Source organism: Halomonas sp. NYA30, from assembly GCF_976980765.1.
The window spans coordinates 728,789-742,346 of record NZ_OZ334477.1 but is presented as its reverse complement, the minus strand read 5'-3'; the positions used below and the strand labels follow the sequence as shown (position 1 = coordinate 742,346).

Below are 13,558 nucleotides of genomic sequence, written 5' to 3'. Positions count from 1 at the left end.
CACTCCGCTTCAATTGGCTGTGGTTAGCTAATACCCTAGCATTCTACTCAACTAAACGCCGAGGCGATGTTGCCAAACATACCAAATGTTAAAAACAGCGAACTGACGCCACTTCCAAGGGATTTCTATAATCGGGACACGCTTGACGTGGCGAGAGATCTGCTGGGCTGCTGGCTGGTGCGCGAGCATAACGGCGAGCAGATGGCGGCAAGAATTGTCGAAACCGAGGCCTACTGCGGTGCTGAAGATACCGCCTGCCATGCCCACCGACGACGCTCGCCGCGCACAGAAGCGATGTTCGGCCCGGCGGGCCACGCCTATGTGTATCTGGTTTACGGCATGCACTGGTTACTGAACGTGGTGACCGAGCCGGAAGGCTCGCCCTGCGCGGTGCTGATTCGTGCGGTAGAGCCCACCGTTAACGAAGCCGCCATGCGCGCTACCCGACAAGCCTTAGGAAAACAGCTCAGCAATGCCCCCGGCAAGCTCACACGTGCGTTGACGATCGATAAAGCGCTGTATGGTCACGATATGACCCAGGCTGACAAGCTGTGGATTAGCGCCGCTGCACATGACGCCTCAATCGTTAGCGGCCCGCGAGTGGGCATCGATTACGCCCAGCCCGAACACCGCGATGCCCCATGGCGGCTCTGGTTGGAAGACAATCCGTGGGTATCGAAAGCGCGCTAATAGCGGTCGTTAAGAGGGCTGCAAACAGCGAATGACGTACTCGAGCACCGGCGTTAACGGCTCGGGTGAGGCCGAGCGAGAGCGATGCCAGTGGCATTTTCCTGATTTTGCTTCCGCTAAAACCCTGATAGCCTCTTCATTAGTTAAAATTTTTCTGTGAATTTTTTCCGCTGGTTATTGCTTGTCACAAGGTTTACTTTTCAAAAAATAGTTTCATAAAAGTAAACCGGATGTCATCTATGTTAGGTCAACGAATCCATCAGGCACGCCTTGCTGCTGACCTTACGCTTGAAGCGTTAGGTCGGCAGCTTGAGGTTTCCAAGGCGGCAATTCAGAAGTATGAAAAGGGTAAAGTTACACCCGACTCTTCTAAATTACTCAAGATCGCGAAAGCGTGCGGCGTTCGCACAGAATATTTTTTCCGGAAGTCGACGGTGACGTTGTCGAATATCGAATTTCGTAAACACAGCACGTTTGGGAAGAAGCGTTCTGATGCTGTACAAATCCGCATCACGGAAATGATTGAAAAGCGTGTAGAACTGCTTAACGCGTTCCCCGAGTTGCCCATTCCAAACTTCGCAGTCCCTCTTTGTGTACCTCGCCAAGTAGAAGATTTGGACGAGATTGAGAGCATCGCAGAGAATGTAAGACACGCTTGGGAGCTTGGGTTAAATCCAATTGCCGACCTGACCGCTGAGCTTGAACCCTTAGGGTTGCTGGTAATGTCTGTCGACGTTAATCACAAAGCTTTTTCGGGCATGACTGCTACAGCAATGACAGCAGATGGGCAGTACTATCCTGTGATAGTGGTGTCTTCCCGCTGGCCTGGGGATCGCCAGCGTTTTACTCTCGCCCACGAATTGGCCCATGTGCTTTTTGCAGGTCGATTGACGGACGGGGTAAATGAAGAAAAGGCGTGCGACCGTTTTGCTGGCGCGTTTTTAGCACCAAGAGAGTCAGTGGTTAAGGAGCTTGGCTCTCAGAGAAAGCGCTTAGAGCCACAAGAACTTTACCATTTAAAGCATGAGTATGGCCTTTCGATGGCCGGGTGGGTAATGCGCGCGTTTCAATGTGGCGTTATCCATGACGGGTTGCGAGAAGCAACGATGCGAATGTTCTCGACTCGCGGCTGGAGGACTAACGAGCCTGGCGAGGCGCTACCTAATGAAGCCCCTTCTCTATTTGAGCAGCTAGTATATCGGGCATTAGCAGAAGACCTTATTTCCGAGGCAAAGGCGGCTGAACTACTCGGCATCCCAAGAATGCGCTTCTATCGAGAACGCCTAATGGAGTCTGCTGATGCTGTTACTCATCAGTGACGCCAACGTAATAATTGATTTAGAAGCTGGGGGCATACTGGAAACACTCTTTCAGCTTCCTTATGTTTTCGCTATGCCTGACGTACTTTATGAAGAAGAAATTGAAGACGGCAGCCCGTACCTAATTGATATGGGGTTAAAAACACTCGTTGTTGAATCCTTGTATATCGATTATGCGATCACCTTGGGAGAAGAGCATGGCGAAGAACCCGGCTTTTACGACAGGCTAGCACTGGCTTTAGCCAAGCAGGAAGCCTGCCCGTTGCTTACCGGGGACAATAATCTGCGCGCCCTTGCTGGGCGCGAGGGTGTTGATATAAGAGGCACACTGTGGGTGTTCACTGAGATGATTGAGTTCGGGCTATTGTCCAATGAAGAGAGCTTAGCCTCACTTGATTTGATGAAAGCACGCAAACGCAGATTGCCTTGGGAAGATGCCACAAAACATATTGAACGGGCAAAGTTTGGCTCCAGACAATGAGGAGCATGAACAACATTGCTCAGAAAACGCTATCAGTTTTTTCAGGGGCTCTAGTTTCCGTGCAAACAGCGAACGGCCTGCTCAAGCACCGGCGTTAACGGCGCACGCCACTGGTGAGTCAATAGCGCATCCGCCCTGGTAACGCCGAGCGAAAGCGACGCCAGCGGTATGCCACGCTCGTGGGCGGCGCGGCAGAAACGGTAGCCGGAAAACACCATCAACGAGGTACCGACAGCCAGCACCGCATCCGCCTCGGCCAGCGCTACCTGGGCTGCCAGCCGCCGTTCGGCGGGCACCACATCGCCGTAAAACACCACGTCAGGTTTTAGGATGCCGCTACAGCGCGGGCAGTCGAAAATGCGGAAACTGCTAAAGTCGGTTTCCAGGTCGGCGTCGCCATCCGGGGCATGGCCTGCCTGCAAACCAGTAAAGCTCGGATTCATGCGCGCCATTTCGGCATGCATGGCGTGGCGCATCATTTGATAGTCGCACACCATACACTTCACCATGTCCGCACGGCCATGCAGGTCGATCACCCGTCGGGAACCGGCGCGCTGGTGCAAACGGTCAACGTTTTGGGTCACTAACTGCTGGATATAACCCCGCGACTCCAGCGCAGCCAGCGCATGGTGCGCACCACTCGCCTGGGCTTCGCGCAAGGCGCTAAAGCCGATCAGCGCACGCGCCCAGTAGCGCTGACGAACATGATGAGAACTCATAAAGTCGCCATGCTGCACTGGCGGCGGGCGCTTCCACTGCCCATCCGCATCCCGATAGTCCGGAATGCCGCTATCGGTACTTACGCCCGCACCGGTAATCACCCACAGTTTGGGGTGCTGCTGGATAAACGCTGCCAGCTCCTTACCCGCCTGGGCAACGCTATTTACTATTTCCACGGCCTGCGTCAATCGTTCACCTCTAGGCAATCTTGCTCAAACTCAACGATACTGTATGACAACCAACGCCTGCGCAATGCACAACGGCACCTCATTTTAAGGAGCATATGATGCAACAGTCTGAGCAACGTTCTGGGCAGCACGACCATGATGTCATCATTGTCGGCGGCGGTATGGTCGGCGCCGCGCTGGCAGCGCGCTTGGGCCAAACCGGCTTTTCTGTCGGGCTGGTGGAACAGGGCGATGCCCCCACCCCGCCCAGCGGCGATTATGACCTGCGCATCTCATCGCTCAATGCGCGCTCGCTGGCATTTATCAAGGCAAGCGGCACCACCCTGCCGGAAGAGCGTAGCTGCCCGTTTCGTCATATCGATGTTTCCAACCAGGACGGCACCGGCCACTCGCTGTTCTCCGCTGAAGATAGCGGCATGGAAGACTTCGGCATCTTTATCGAAAATCGCACGCTGCAGTATGCGCTATGGCAACGCCTGGAACAGCTGCCCAGCGTCACCTGCTACACCCAGTGCGCGCCGTTAAGCACAGTGTCGGCGACGAACAGCCGCCTACTGGAACTAGATAATGGCAAAACCCTAAGCGCCCGCCTGATTGTCGGCGCCGACGGTGCGACATCGACGCTGCGTTCGCTGGCTGGCATCAGCGTGACCCGCTATGACTACCATCAGCGGGCGATGATCATTAATGTGGAAACCGAACTGCCCCAGCAGGACGTCAGTTGGCAGGTGTTTACCCCCACTGGCCCGCTGGCCATGCTACCCCTGCCCGGCCAGCGCGCCTCCCTGGTGTGGTATGACCGCGACGAGACGACCAAAGCCCGCGAACAGCTGGACGATGATGCACTGACAGCGGCCATCGAAATGGCCTTTCCCAAGCGCCTAGGCAAAATAACTCGCATTGTGGCGAGGGCCAGCTTTCCCATTAAGCGCCAGCACGCCCAGCGCTATATCGGCAAGCGCCTGGCGCTGATTGGCGATGCCGCCCATGTAGTGCACCCGTTGGCAGGCCAGGGGTTGAATATCGGCCTTCACGACGCCGACACATTGGCCGAGATCATCGTCAAAGGTCGCGACCCAGGTGACCCGATTGACCTACTTCGCTTTGAGTGCCAGCGCCGCGTCGCCAACCAGGCCATGATCGCCGCCACCGACAGCTTTCATCACCTGTTTACCGGCGCCAAACCCCTGCGTCAGCTAGGCGATCTAAGCCTGCAAATTGCCGAGCGTTTCCCGTTCGCCAAACGCATGATGATGCAACAAGCCAACGGCTTGAATCCGTTCAAAATGCGCTAAGGTCGACTACGCTGAGAGGGCGGCCACTGCCGGTGGCCCATAACAATCACAATAAACCCTCGTTAAAGGCAACCCTAAGCGCCTGGGCAGCGCCAATTCGATTGGATGCCAACTGGAACGAAGGTAACTACTACGACGGCGAACCGCCTACCGACGGGCTAAAAGAAGCGCTGAAGCTGGTGACGCCACTGGCAGTGGGCCAACGAGACGTTTAATCGCGACTGGGCCGACGAAGCGCGCGACCCCGCGCAGGATATCAACGCCCGCTACGCGATTGAACAAACGCTGGATGACGTCGCCGCCGCACGTGCTGCCACTTCCGATGCCAATCACCTGCTCTATCTGGTGCGTGCCAACCAAACCTTTATGGCAGGCCACGGCGACTCGTTAGAGGAAGGACTTGCCGCCATCGAAGCACCGACTCTGATGCTGTATAGCGAAAACGATCTCGTCTTCGCGCCCCAAGGCGTGCGCCGTACCGCCGAGCTGATTGAAGCAGACGGCACCGACGTGACGATTGAAACCCTGGAAGGCAACCGAGGCCACTTGGATGGCGTGCTATCCATTGACCAGGCGAGTGATACGTTGCGGGCGTTTTTGCAGTAAGGGGGGAGCGCTGGCTTTTAGACTAAAGCCAGCGCTATTTAGGCGGCTTCAAAATCCAAAGGGTGAAGATCGTCCAAATTAATTGTGCTGCGAGCCATCCATAAGTCATATGTATCCTGCATTGCCAGCCAGCTCTCCGGGGTACGTCCAAGAACCTTCGACAAACGCAAAGACATTTCGGGGCTAATGCCGCTACCCCCTTTCAGCAACCTTGAAAGCGTAGAGGGTGAAACACCCAAACTGGAAGCAAGCTGGCGGGAGCTAATGCCAAAGGGCGCTAGGTAAACCTCCCGAATAAATTCGCCGGGATGCGGTGGGTTATGCATCGTCATTAGTGGTAATCCTCATAATCAAGAATGTAAGCGTTGCCGTCCCGGAATTCGAACGTCATGCGCCAATTTCCATTGATCCAAATCGACCATCGCTCTTTGTCTTTCCCCTTCAGCGGATGCAAACGAAAGCCGGGGATATCCATGTCTTCCACTGAAATAGCCGTATCCAGAGCAGCAAGCTGCATACGCAACTTCTTAGCATGATCTGCCTGTATGCCAGCAGTGCTGCCACTAGCGTAGAACCGTTTCAGTCCTTTGTGACGGAATGATTTAATCATGAGGATATTGTAGCGCGTTGCGCATCGAGCACCAATAAAAATTTAAGCTCGTAATAAAAGCAAAGTTTTGAAATGAGACTTACCCTATCGAAGCACCAACACTGATGCTGTACAGCGGAAACGATCTCGTCTTCGCGCCCCAAGGCGTGCGCCGTACCGCCGAGCTGATTAAAGCAGACGGCACCGACGTGACGATTGAAACCCTGGAAGGCAACCGAGGCCACTTGGATGGCGTGTTATCCATTGACCAGGCGAGTGATACGTTGCGGGCGTTTTTGCGTTAAGTGATATTCAGCGCTGGCTTTAGGTAAAAGCCAGCGCTCGATTCTGGTGTCGTCTTAACCACTTAGGCTTTGTACGAAAACTGCCTGCACTCGTCTATACGGCGTTAAAAATCATCTCGTGCGCGAGTCCGATCAAAATGCTCATTTACACCCTGTAAACTCGCACGCGAGCCCGGTCCGTTTTTCGTTGATTTTTGCCTTGTCTAGCCATCGCTCGCCGACTTTTCGTACAAACCCTAGTGCGCCCACTATTGGTTTTGAAAGGCACTTAAAGCTTCTGAAGCGTATTAATAATAATGTAAGCACCCAGAATCAGAAGTGAAATGAAGAATACCTTGCGGAACATCTGCTCGGATAAGCGTTCTCTAATTCGCTGGCCAATCACCATGCCAGCGAGCGCGGGTAGCACCGCTACTGCCGACATTACGCCCGTTTGGAGTGTCAAAAAATTGGCCTGTTGCAGCGCCGCCGCGAGAGCCACCGTGGAGACCATAAATAGCATGCCCATCGCTTGAATCAGCATATTCTTCGGAAGGCCAATGGCCTGAAGAAACATCACGCCCGGTACCGCAAATGACCCCGTCATCCCGGTAAGCACACCATTCGCCGAGCCGATTAACGGCCCTGCCCAAACCTCATGGCGGCTGGGTACAACAATCTTGATCCCGGCCAGGTTCACGACAGCGTAAATAATCAGCAAACTGCCCAGGAGCGCCGTCAGATACGTGAGATTGACGCGAGTCAGTGCGGCCGCACCAATCCAGACAGTAAGAGTCGCCATCGCCAGGAATGGCCAAATGCGAGCCAAGATGGCTCTTGCGTTTCCGCCCACCGTTGACTGCCAAATGTTCGTAACAAATGAGGGAATAAGCATTAGCGCCATGGCCGTTGGCAGATCCAGCGCGACGGTAAGCAGCGCTAGGCTAACTGGCGGGAGTCCAAGGCCAATGACGCCCTTGACGCTTCCCGCAATCAAGAATGTGCCCGCCACTATTAGCAGGGATGCGAAATCAACCATGTCTGCCTCCGATACATTGCCACTAGCAATATATCGGATAGCCCACTCAGTCGCAGCAGATTAAAGGGTGTGGGCCGTTAGCGCGCTGGTCGCTGGCATATTTCTTGAGCATCGCCTCAGCATACTGCTGATGCCTTGTATTCGTGGACTCAGCATCTGTCGCTCGCTGCAACTCTCCCGAATCAAATGCGCCCAGAATTTCCTGCTCTTCTTTATTTAATCGACTCATTTTGAACGTCCCAAATAGGCTTTGGTTGCTTTCCGGGGTACGCCCGAGAGCCTTCCGACAAGCTCAAACTTAAAATCCCAAAAACAGCATATCCAACGCCGCAGAAATTTCGTCTTGCTGCTCAGCAAGGCTACCCGCAATAAAACGCAATTCGCTTTCAGGCACAGCAGCCATGTACTGAGTCGCCATAACAACCTCTTGGCCCTTAACGTTGAACACCGGGTTTAGCCTCTGAGCAGGAGACGGTGCCGAGGATTTTGGCAGCAGTGGCACGACCACTCGAGTGTTCAAGCCACTGAGAAAATCTGTCTGAACATCCAGCAGATAGCCATCCCCACCCTTATTTTCAAAGATATCGAAACGGGCCATTAGAACTGACGGTGCCGTGCAAGAGGCAATCCATTCGCTTCAACATATGCATTCGAGCTTGCAAGGGCTGTGGCATTATCCTCCAACCACTGCTTCTGCTTATGCAGCTTCACCGCCTCCGCAATCCCTGCCTCTGCTGATCGTGAAACATTGATTCCCAGCGCCTTAGCCTCTTTTAGAAGAGCACTATCTAGCGATAGGTTCGTCGGCTTGCGCATGGATTTGGTCACTTCGGCGGTTTGCATGATTCACTCCTCGCACATAACAATGCACATACTATATGCGCATACTTATAGCACATCAATTTGCTATTCTAGTGGCTGATGGAAAAGCAAAACTTCTTGGTAGTGAAATCAGGTGAAGGCTATTGCCGCGACTGACCTGCTCGGTGATCATTAAAGAGCGGCGGAACGTTAGCGGCTAGCGTTTTCTTCGGCCACCTGACGCAGCGCATCGACCAACACGTCGGCGGGCTGGGCACCCGAGATCAGGTAGCGTCCATCTAGAATAAATGCGGGTACGGCGTTTACCCCTGCCTCCATGAATCGCTGCTCTGCCGCGCGCACTTCATCCGCGTACTGATCGGAGCGGGCGATGGCCTCAGCTGTGTCACCATCAAGCCCAACCTCAATAGCCTTTTCGCGAAGCACTTCTGGGTCGGCGGGGTTTTTCGCCTCACCGAAGTAGGCTTTAAACAGTGCCAGCTGCAGGGCTGTCTCTTGGTGTTGCGTTCCGGCCCACGCAAGAACACGGTGGGCAGCGAAGGTATTGTTGGCCCGGCGCTCCAGGGCACCACGGAAATTCAGCCCAAGCTCCTCGGCAGCGGCCATGATCTCACGCTGGGACTGCTCCATACTGGCCGCGTCCTTGCCATACTTGCGGCATAAGTGCTCCAAAATCGGCTCGCCCTCGGTCGGCATATCGCGGTTCAGCTCAAAAGGCTGCCAGACCAGCTCAACGTCGATCTCGCCATTAAGTGTCTCTAACGCTTGCTCCAAGCGCCGGTAACCGATCGCGCACCATGGGCAAGCCACATCGGATACTAGGTCGATTCTTACCTTCTGCATTTGTATATCCCTTCGACATGTCTAAAAATTCGAACAAACTAAAGAAAGCATGGTACGTGTATATAGTGAGTAACGGCAGTACCGACAAGGAGACAGCCATGGAAAAAGCAGCGTTAGCACTCATAGCCATGCTGCTGATAAGCGCGTGCAGTAACAACAACACCGTTTCATCTAACGCGCCTGCTCCGGATACATCAACCGAGCAAAACCAGTCCCACCACCAGAGGACCGACCAATGGGTCGGCCGATGGATTGGCGTTGAAGGGTTATTTCTGGACATCAGCAAAGACGAACCTGCAGGCCCCGGCCACTATCTACTTGAAATGCAGTATGGCCTGGATGCTGATCAACGCGGCACCTTCGAAGGACAGGCCACCGCTGAGGGCATTCGCTTCAACCGCGAGGACGGCCCACAGTTGCTTCGCGCGGGCGACGGCGAAGCTACCGGTATGAAGTGGCTATTGGAAAAGGAGGACTGCCTGGTAGTGAAAACAGGTGAAGGCTATTGCCGCGACTGACCTGCGCGGCAAGCACTCAAGGGGCGGCGGACGTTGGCGGCTAGCGCTTTCCTCGGCCATCTGATGAAGCGCATCGACCAACACATCGGCGGGCTGGGCGCCCGAAATCAGGTAACGTCCAGCATGGTACGTGTATAAAGTTAAAGACCTAACCCTAACTCGCGGAGCATGTCCGAATACTCCGCACTATGATCTCCTTCGAAATTGGACATACCGGGTTTGGTGAGACACCCCTTTGGCGAAATATAGCTTCGTATGGATTTTTCAGGTTTCTGATGCCAGCCGATGTTGAAGGCACAGAGCTTGGGAAAGAAATACATCGACGCATAACCTGGCACAGCATCATGCACCCACCAAGCAAGTGCTTGCCAGTTCCCAGTCCGCTCGAAGTACGGCACGTACTTATTAACGACGATACACGCCATTGCCCCAATGTGACCGCTCTTGTCAGGAAAATCCCATATGTGATGAGCATAGTTTTGCTCGTTGCTTCCACAGTTATATTGGTTTTTATTTTCTGCTCCTTTGGCATTAACGGCACTTGATCGGTAAGCGGAACGAATACTGATACGGCCAAAGAGCTGCTGGATAGGCTCGAGAACCTCTTCGCAAAGAGACGTACCAGCCTCAATCGCAAGATCAGGATTGTCTGGGATATTGGGTATCCCTTCAATCTGGGAGATTTCGGAGTATAAGAAATCTCGCATAAAAAAAGACTCCGAAAGACGAACTCGTCCTAAATTTTCGAGTGTCTTAACCGACTGCGGTGATCTCACACATACCTCACTAGCCAAAGTGTTGCCGTGATTCTATGGATTCAGGTGGCGAAAGTGCTACCGATGACTTTATGAACGAACGCGAGCAGAAGCAATTGAGCTATACATTTTAGAGTAGCCCTCTGCTTTCAAGAATGATCGACATACGAAAAGGCTATTCGCCCGCCACTTCAGAAAAGTAGCCCCCTTTATCCAGGGTGTATTCGCTAAAATCCTGCGCCAGGTAAAGCGAACCCGAATAGGCGCGCTGGGCCTCCTTTCGGATGTCCTCAATCGAAGGCGACGCATGGGGGTTGAGCTGGTAGCGGGGGCTAAAGTGCGTCAGCACCAGGTTGGGAAGCTGTACCGATTCGGCAAACACGGCGACAAGCTTGGCGTAGCTATGCCCCACATCACCGGCCTTCTGGGCCATCTCTTCGGTGTAGGTGGCTTCATGCACCAGCACCTGTGCCCCCGCGCACGCTTCATTCAACAAGTCAGGCTGGTCATTGTCTCCAGCAATCACCACTTTTCTCGGCTTGTGCTTGAAGATCAGGTAGTCATGGCTTTTTAACCGCTCACCCTCAAACTCAACTTCAAACCCTTGCTTCAACTGCCCCCACAACGGCCCTCTCGGAATACCCTTCTGCGCTAGCTTATCCACGTCCAAGGCGGCGTCGACTATTGTCTCTGTAAACCCATAAGCATAGGACGGCGCCCGGTGTGAAAGCCTGTGAGTGATAACCGCGATGCTTTCAAACTCAACGCTGGGCAGCGTGTCCGAGTCGATAAACTCCAAAGCAAAGGGCAAGACAAGCTGTGTGGCCTCACAGGTAGCCTCCAGCCACGCCTTGATGCCTGCGGGCGCCACAATGGTAAGCGGCGCTTTTCGGCCACCCATTCCCGCACTCGCCAGTATGCCCGGCAGCCCATAGCAGTGGTCGCCGTGCATGTGGGTAATAAAGATGGCTTTCAATGAATGAAACGACAGCTTCGTGTGCAAAACCTGGTGCTGAGTGCCCTCACCACAATCGATCAGGTACCAGCCCTTGCCTTTGCTCTCTCGTAAGGCGACCGCGGAGACGTTTCTACTTTTGGTGGGTACACCGGCGGATGTTCCAAGGAACAGTAAATTCATAGTTTATTAGTGATCTCTTTTTTACTCGCTTTGACTTTAACGAAATGAACCGCTACGAGCTAAACTTAGCAATTAGTATTCTTACAATGATGATTAGGTGTACATTTATGCAGCTTAGGGCTACCTATATCCTCAAAGCTTGGCAGACGTCACTTGCGGTTAAAGCATTAGCACTCCATCCTCACAAAGCTGTCAATACAGGCAGCTTTGGAGTGAAGGTGAAACCGAGACGAAAAGCTGTCCCCATGCTTGGTCTGATTAGGCTTTTAGTGTATCTCTACCCAAGGGGCCAAAGTTATCATGTAACATTCGTAATTTGAGACTGCTCGATTTTGGTGCCCATCGGCAGATGTAAACTCGACTACAAGGTTGCAATTCCCCGTTATAATTTCCTGTTCTCGATAAGAATCATCACGCACGGGGAGTTGCCCAAATTTAGGGGACGCAGTGACTAATTTCGACTTTCCAGCTTCTAGCCCGGATTTCTCACAGGGTATAAAAGAAAGCGGCTGAAAGTGCTATGATTTCAAGAACCTAACCAATCCATCAAGCACCAACAGCCGCTTCCAAAATGGTACCTGAAAAGCTGACCTTCTCGCCACTCTCACGCCGCCAAATTGAAGCCGACTTCTCCGGGGGCCACATTACGTCGGACGCCGGATTACTCCTGCTTCGTGAAGTCGATAAACAGCATCGCCTGACACGCCGCTTGGCCGCCGTGCTTCATGATCCCCGCGCACCGGAACAGGTTCGTCATAAGCTCGACACTTTGGTTCGTCAGCGGGTGTTCGGTGTCGCCGCTGGCTATGAAGATTTCAACGACCATGAGGCCCTGCGCTATGATCAGGCCCTTCAGACAGCGCTCGGTGAAGAGGATACGCTGGCAGGCAAGTCGACGCTGTGCCGGGTGGAGCAGAACGCCGATCGGCAAGCAATAGTGAAGGCCCATGAGTTGCTGTGGCATCACTTCATTGAACAGCATGACGAACCACCAAAGGAGATCGTGCTGGACTTTGATGGCACCGACATCCCCGTGCATGGCGAGCAACCCGGCAAGTTCTTTAACCGTTATTACGATCACCACTGCTACTTCCCACTGTATGTCTTCTGTGGGCGCCACTTACTGGTGAGCTATCTGCGCACCAGTGACCGCAGCGACAGCCGCCATAGCTGGGCGATCCTCGCCTTACTGGTACGCTTTATCCGTCAATACTGGCCCGATACGCGCATCGTGTTACGAGGTGATAGCCACTTTTGTCGTCCCCGGATGCTGAACTGGTGTGATCGGCATCACGTCGACTACATCGTGGGAATCGCCAAGAACAGCCGGCTGCTCAAGGAAGTGGACGTCCCCATGATGCTGGTGCGCAAGACCCAATGGCAGGTGGGAGGGAAAGTAGCGGGGACGTTCCGCTTCCAGTATCAAGCCCACTCCTGGAAATACTCACGCTGGGTGGTGGCCCGCCTAGAAGAAGGCGAGTTAGGCTCTAATCCCCGGTTTATCATCAGTTCCCGTTACGATGATGGCTTCAAGCTTTACTACGAGCAGTACTGTGCCCGGGGTGACATGGAGAACCGGATCAAGGATCAACAACTGAGCCTGTTTGCTGACCGGACCTCCAGCACGCACTGGTGGGCCAATCAGTGGCGGCTGATCTTGTCGGGCTTCGCTTATACGCTGTTCGAGCGGTTACGGACTTATCTGAAGCACACGCCCTTCGCGCGCATGAGTCCGAGCAACCTGAGGCTCAAGCTCATCAAAGTAGGCGCGGTCATCATCCGCAATACGCGTCGAATCCGAGTACTCATGAGTGACAGCTACCCCTATAAAACGGCGCTATCCGATCTCGTCAGGCGGTTGGTTCCTAACTGACTGCTCGGGCGCCCCCGGCCCGAAGCAATGGGGGAAAGGGGGAAGTGTGTCTGAACGCCGGAAAGTGGTTAAAAAGTAGCCGATGTAAGTCGAGCCAGTAGGTGTTTAGCGGTGTTACAGCCTGAGTGCGGTACTGGCTGAGGTACTATGAGAAATCCAGGCTAGCAGCCCCCATTCTTTGCTATCAATAGGCCACGTGATAGCTTTGCCATCTTCTTTAGGTATAGATACATAAGCCCTTGTAACCCCAGCTCCGATGCTTCCTCTATTACTGAGAAGAATCTGCATACCCTCTTTATCGCTAGCGACGATCGTTGCCGCAACATCAGCATAGCTTCTCTTCCATATATCTAATATTAAGGGAGCGGCTGCGGCCAAAAATGTGACCCAAGCTACTA

The 13,558-nt window shown here is 53.7% G+C and carries 19 protein-coding genes and 1 pseudogene; 9 read left to right on the top strand and 11 right to left on the bottom strand.

What is annotated here, in order from left to right; all coding sequences use genetic code 11:
• Window positions 1-66: 66 nt before the first annotated feature.
• The 3 genes from ACWI0H_RS03460 to ACWI0H_RS03450 all read left to right on the top strand — a co-directional run bounded on the left by ACWI0H_RS03460 (window position 67) and on the right by ACWI0H_RS03450 (window position 2,490).
• Window positions 67-690 (top strand): DNA-3-methyladenine glycosylase, encoded by a 624-nt coding sequence (locus tag ACWI0H_RS03460; protein ID WP_485874869.1) that lies wholly within the window; start codon window positions 67-69, stop codon window positions 688-690.
• A 239-nt stretch (window positions 691-929) separates the two neighbouring features.
• Window positions 930-2,009: a helix-turn-helix domain-containing protein gene (locus tag ACWI0H_RS03455; RefSeq protein ID WP_485874867.1), complete on the top strand. Its 1,080-nt coding sequence runs from the start codon at window positions 930-932 to the stop codon at window positions 2,007-2,009.
• The gene (locus ACWI0H_RS03450; protein WP_485874865.1) at window positions 1,990-2,490 is read left to right on the top strand and encodes a PIN domain-containing protein; all 501 of its coding nucleotides are present in this window, start codon (window positions 1,990-1,992) and stop codon (window positions 2,488-2,490) included. The genes ACWI0H_RS03455 and ACWI0H_RS03450 overlap by 20 nt, the downstream gene beginning before the upstream one ends.
• 50 nt (window positions 2,491-2,540) lie before the next feature.
• Here the strand turns inward: ACWI0H_RS03450 and ACWI0H_RS03445 are convergent, their stop codons facing one another.
• Window positions 2,541-3,398, bottom strand: coding sequence for an NAD-dependent protein deacetylase (locus ACWI0H_RS03445; protein ID WP_485874863.1), 858 nt, complete (start codon window positions 3,396-3,398; stop codon window positions 2,541-2,543).
• A gap of 98 nt (window positions 3,399-3,496) precedes the next feature.
• On the opposite strand from ACWI0H_RS03445, the gene ACWI0H_RS03440 reads away from it, so the two are divergent.
• The 3 genes from ACWI0H_RS03440 (at window position 3,497) to ACWI0H_RS03430 (ending at window position 5,299) form a co-directional block, all read left to right on the top strand.
• The gene (locus ACWI0H_RS03440) at window positions 3,497-4,693 is read left to right on the top strand and encodes a UbiH/UbiF/VisC/COQ6 family ubiquinone biosynthesis hydroxylase (protein ID WP_008958839.1); all 1,197 of its coding nucleotides are present in this window, start codon (window positions 3,497-3,499) and stop codon (window positions 4,691-4,693) included.
• A gap of 32 nt (window positions 4,694-4,725) precedes the next feature.
• The gene (locus ACWI0H_RS03435) at window positions 4,726-4,908 is read left to right on the top strand and encodes a hypothetical protein (protein ID WP_485874861.1); all 183 of its coding nucleotides are present in this window, start codon (window positions 4,726-4,728) and stop codon (window positions 4,906-4,908) included.
• Window positions 4,909-5,059: 151 nt separating this feature from the next.
• Window positions 5,060-5,299, top strand: coding sequence for a hypothetical protein (locus tag ACWI0H_RS03430; RefSeq protein WP_485874859.1), 240 nt, complete (start codon window positions 5,060-5,062; stop codon window positions 5,297-5,299).
• 38 nt (window positions 5,300-5,337) lie between these two features.
• Here the strand turns inward: ACWI0H_RS03430 and ACWI0H_RS03425 are convergent, their stop codons facing one another.
• A complete protein-coding gene (locus tag ACWI0H_RS03425; protein ID WP_336273371.1) occupies window positions 5,338-5,631 on the bottom strand; it encodes a HigA family addiction module antitoxin in 294 nt (97 codons plus the stop codon).
• On the bottom strand, window positions 5,631-5,909 hold the full coding sequence (locus tag ACWI0H_RS03420) for a type II toxin-antitoxin system RelE/ParE family toxin (protein WP_126981786.1): 279 nt from the start codon (window positions 5,907-5,909) through the stop codon (window positions 5,631-5,633). The genes ACWI0H_RS03425 and ACWI0H_RS03420 overlap by 1 nt, the downstream gene beginning before the upstream one ends.
• Before the next feature lie 104 nt (window positions 5,910-6,013).
• On the opposite strand from ACWI0H_RS03420, the gene ACWI0H_RS03415 reads away from it, so the two are divergent.
• Window positions 6,014-6,193 carry a hypothetical protein gene (locus ACWI0H_RS03415; RefSeq protein ID WP_485874856.1) on the top strand — a complete coding sequence of 60 codons (180 nt, stop codon included), beginning with the start codon at window positions 6,014-6,016 and terminating at the stop codon, window positions 6,191-6,193.
• A gap of 268 nt (window positions 6,194-6,461) precedes the next feature.
• Here ACWI0H_RS03415 and ACWI0H_RS03410 read toward each other — a convergent pair whose 3' ends face one another.
• From ACWI0H_RS03410 to ACWI0H_RS03390, 5 genes are all read right to left on the bottom strand, one after another.
• Window positions 6,462-7,211: a sulfite exporter TauE/SafE family protein gene (locus tag ACWI0H_RS03410; protein WP_008958837.1), complete on the bottom strand. Its 750-nt coding sequence runs from the start codon at window positions 7,209-7,211 to the stop codon at window positions 6,462-6,464.
• A gap of 46 nt (window positions 7,212-7,257) precedes the next feature.
• Window positions 7,258-7,440: a hypothetical protein gene (locus tag ACWI0H_RS03405; protein WP_485874854.1), complete on the bottom strand. Its 183-nt coding sequence runs from the start codon at window positions 7,438-7,440 to the stop codon at window positions 7,258-7,260.
• A gap of 69 nt (window positions 7,441-7,509) precedes the next feature.
• Window positions 7,510-7,809 carry a CcdB family protein gene (locus ACWI0H_RS03400; RefSeq protein ID WP_485874852.1) on the bottom strand — a complete coding sequence of 100 codons (300 nt, stop codon included), beginning with the start codon at window positions 7,807-7,809 and terminating at the stop codon, window positions 7,510-7,512.
• Window positions 7,809-8,054 (bottom strand): type II toxin-antitoxin system CcdA family antitoxin, encoded by a 246-nt coding sequence (locus ACWI0H_RS03395; RefSeq protein WP_485874850.1) that lies wholly within the window; start codon window positions 8,052-8,054, stop codon window positions 7,809-7,811. The genes ACWI0H_RS03400 and ACWI0H_RS03395 overlap by 1 nt, the downstream gene beginning before the upstream one ends.
• A gap of 168 nt (window positions 8,055-8,222) precedes the next feature.
• Window positions 8,223-8,876, bottom strand: coding sequence for a DsbA family oxidoreductase (locus tag ACWI0H_RS03390; protein WP_485874848.1), 654 nt, complete (start codon window positions 8,874-8,876; stop codon window positions 8,223-8,225).
• Between the two features lie 98 nt (window positions 8,877-8,974).
• On the opposite strand from ACWI0H_RS03390, the gene ACWI0H_RS03385 reads away from it, so the two are divergent.
• On the top strand, window positions 8,975-9,394 hold the full coding sequence (locus tag ACWI0H_RS03385; RefSeq protein ID WP_485874846.1) for a hypothetical protein: 420 nt from the start codon (window positions 8,975-8,977) through the stop codon (window positions 9,392-9,394).
• A gap of 36 nt (window positions 9,395-9,430) precedes the next feature.
• On the opposite strand, the pseudogene ACWI0H_RS03380 reads toward ACWI0H_RS03385, so the two are convergent.
• The 3 genes and pseudogenes from ACWI0H_RS03380 to ACWI0H_RS03370 form a co-directional block, all read right to left on the bottom strand.
• Window positions 9,431-9,514 (bottom strand): annotated as a pseudogene (locus ACWI0H_RS03380) (DsbA family oxidoreductase); the annotation flags it as partial.
• A 20-nt stretch (window positions 9,515-9,534) separates the two neighbouring features.
• Window positions 9,535-10,101, bottom strand: a complete 567-nt coding sequence (locus ACWI0H_RS03375; RefSeq protein ID WP_485874844.1) for a hypothetical protein — start codon at window positions 10,099-10,101, stop codon at window positions 9,535-9,537.
• Window positions 10,102-10,324: 223 nt separating this feature from the next.
• Window positions 10,325-11,287, bottom strand: coding sequence for a ribonuclease Z (locus ACWI0H_RS03370; protein WP_485874842.1), 963 nt, complete (start codon window positions 11,285-11,287; stop codon window positions 10,325-10,327).
• Window positions 11,288-11,858: 571 nt separating this feature from the next.
• On the opposite strand from ACWI0H_RS03370, the gene ACWI0H_RS03365 reads away from it, so the two are divergent.
• Window positions 11,859-13,160, top strand: a complete 1,302-nt coding sequence (locus ACWI0H_RS03365; RefSeq protein ID WP_035565795.1) for an IS1380 family transposase — start codon at window positions 11,859-11,861, stop codon at window positions 13,158-13,160.
• Window positions 13,161-13,558: the final 398 nt, after the last annotated feature.

Coding starts and splice junctions, on each gene's coding strand:
- ACWI0H_RS03460 (WP_485874869.1), top strand. CDS start 67: ATGTTGCCAAACATACCAAATGTTAAAAACAGCGAACTGACGCCACTT.
- ACWI0H_RS03455 (WP_485874867.1), top strand. CDS start 930: ATGTTAGGTCAACGAATCCATCAGGCACGCCTTGCTGCTGACCTTACG.
- ACWI0H_RS03450 (WP_485874865.1), top strand. CDS start 1,990: ATGCTGTTACTCATCAGTGACGCCAACGTAATAATTGATTTAGAAGCT.
- ACWI0H_RS03440 (WP_008958839.1), top strand. CDS start 3,497: ATGCAACAGTCTGAGCAACGTTCTGGGCAGCACGACCATGATGTCATC.
- ACWI0H_RS03430 (WP_485874859.1), top strand. CDS start 5,060: ATGGCAGGCCACGGCGACTCGTTAGAGGAAGGACTTGCCGCCATCGAA.
- ACWI0H_RS03425 (WP_336273371.1), bottom strand. CDS start 5,631: ATGACGATGCATAACCCACCGCATCCCGGCGAATTTATTCGGGAGGTT.
- ACWI0H_RS03420 (WP_126981786.1), bottom strand. CDS start 5,909: ATGATTAAATCATTCCGTCACAAAGGACTGAAACGGTTCTACGCTAGT.
- ACWI0H_RS03415 (WP_485874856.1), top strand. CDS start 6,014: ATGCTGTACAGCGGAAACGATCTCGTCTTCGCGCCCCAAGGCGTGCGC.
- ACWI0H_RS03410 (WP_008958837.1), bottom strand. CDS start 7,211: ATGGTTGATTTCGCATCCCTGCTAATAGTGGCGGGCACATTCTTGATT.
- ACWI0H_RS03405 (WP_485874854.1), bottom strand. CDS start 7,440: ATGAGTCGATTAAATAAAGAAGAGCAGGAAATTCTGGGCGCATTTGAT.
- ACWI0H_RS03400 (WP_485874852.1), bottom strand. CDS start 7,809: ATGGCCCGTTTCGATATCTTTGAAAATAAGGGTGGGGATGGCTATCTG.
- ACWI0H_RS03395 (WP_485874850.1), bottom strand. CDS start 8,054: ATGCAAACCGCCGAAGTGACCAAATCCATGCGCAAGCCGACGAACCTA.
- ACWI0H_RS03390 (WP_485874848.1), bottom strand. CDS start 8,876: ATGCAGAAGGTAAGAATCGACCTAGTATCCGATGTGGCTTGCCCATGG.
- ACWI0H_RS03385 (WP_485874846.1), top strand. CDS start 8,975: ATGGAAAAAGCAGCGTTAGCACTCATAGCCATGCTGCTGATAAGCGCG.
- ACWI0H_RS03375 (WP_485874844.1), bottom strand. CDS start 10,101: ATGCGAGATTTCTTATACTCCGAAATCTCCCAGATTGAAGGGATACCC.
- ACWI0H_RS03370 (WP_485874842.1), bottom strand. CDS start 11,287: ATGAATTTACTGTTCCTTGGAACATCCGCCGGTGTACCCACCAAAAGT.
- ACWI0H_RS03365 (WP_035565795.1), top strand. CDS start 11,859: ATGGTACCTGAAAAGCTGACCTTCTCGCCACTCTCACGCCGCCAAATT.